The organism is Micromonospora sp. B11E3, assembly GCF_039871625.1.
In the GTDB taxonomy this organism is placed as follows: domain Bacteria; phylum Actinomycetota; class Actinomycetes; order Mycobacteriales; family Micromonosporaceae; genus Micromonospora.
Genome location: NZ_JBDPMC010000207.1, coordinates 1 through 1452, shown reverse-complemented (window position 1 = coordinate 1452; position 1452 = coordinate 1). Strand labels below are relative to the sequence as shown.

Genomic DNA, 1452 nt, shown 5'->3' with positions numbered 1-1452 from the left:
CGAATCCAGGATCAGCCGATCGCCGTACTTGCGGGGCCGGCCGCCTTTACGCAGGTCGCGTACCGGCATCAAGGGCGCGAGGATCGCCCACATCGCATCGGTCAAGCTCGACGGATAGCATGAACGGGCGTCATCCCCGCCACAGTTGCAGTTGCGCACACAACGCGATCATGGCGGGGATGATCTATTTGTCGAGCACCTGGCATCGACGTGTCTCCCCGTAACAGAACGCTCGAAGCTGGTTACCCGACGGTCTCTGACGCCGGCGCGGCTGCCAGCACACGGCCCAAACATGGACGCCGATTCACACTGTCGTACCCTCGTCCGGGCGCCCCGGCCCGGGGCGCCCGGACGGAGGGGCGCACATGCGGAGCTTCGCGCTCTCGGCACTGCACGAACCGCCGTACCACGCACAACGGCACGCGGACACCGACCGCGCCGCGGAGGAGAGCCTGGACTGGGCCCGGGCGCTGGGGCTGGTCGCCGACGAGCGGCGCCTGGGCCGGCTGCGCCGGGCCGCCGCCGCCGAGCTGGCCGGGCGCACCTGCCCGGACGCGGCGGGCGACCGGCTGCGGCTGCTGACCGACCTGGTCACCTGGCTGTTCGTCGTCGACGACGCGTGCGACGAGGACGGCCTCGGCGACGACCCCACCCGGCTGGCCCCGGTGGTCGCCGGCCTGCTGGACGTGCTGGACCGGCACGGCGGCCCGGGCGCCCCGCCCGGCGGTCCGCTCGCCGCCGCGCTGGACGACCTCTGCCGGCGCACCGGCGCCCACGGGCGGCCGGCGCTGCTGCTGCGCTTCGTCAGCCAGGTGCGCGACTACCTGCTGGCGCTGCTGTGGGAGGCGGCCAACCGGCAGCACCGGCGGGTGCCCGGGGTGGCCGAGTACGTCCAGCTGCGCCGGCACACCGGCGCCGTGCATCCGGCCTTCACCCTCACCGACCTGGCGTACGACGCGCCGCCGGGGGCGGCCCGCCGGGTCTCCCCCGAACTGGTCGGCGTCGAGACCCTCGCCGGGGACCTGGTCTGCTGGTGCAACGACCTGTTCTCGTACGGCAAGGAGCACCGCTCGGGCCCGGACGCGCACAACCTGGTCAGCGCGATCGCGGCCGAGACCGGGCAGGACGAGCCGGCGGCGCTGCGCATCGCCGCCGACCGGTTCAACCGGGCGTTGGCCACGTACGCCGAGCGGGAGGCGGAGCTGCTCGGGGCCGGCGTTCCCGCGGTGGGCGCCTTCCTCGCCGCGCGGCGCAACTGGATCAGGGCCACCTACGACTGGTCGGCCCGCGCCGCCCGGTACGCCTGACAGCGGCGCACCAGGTCCACTAGCCGCAACGCCGCTCGGTTAAGGTCCGGCGGGTGTTTCGCAATGGTTTGTGATGATGTCGATCGCGATGGTGGCTTTGTAGCTATGCCGGTCTACGTTGGGTCCGCGGGCTTGGTACTTGGAG

The 1452-nt window shown here is 72.9% G+C and carries 1 protein-coding gene; it reads left to right on the top strand.

What is annotated here, in order from left to right:
• Positions 1–365 precede the first annotated feature (365 nt).
• Entirely contained in the window at positions 366–1307 is a 942-nt protein-coding gene (locus ABGB16_RS33685; protein ID WP_347672095.1) for a terpene synthase, read from the top strand.
• Positions 1308–1452: the final 145 nt, after the last annotated feature.

Coding starts and splice junctions, on each gene's coding strand:
- ABGB16_RS33685 (WP_347672095.1), top strand. CDS start 366: ATGCGGAGCTTCGCGCTCTCGGCACTGCACGAACCGCCGTACCACGCA.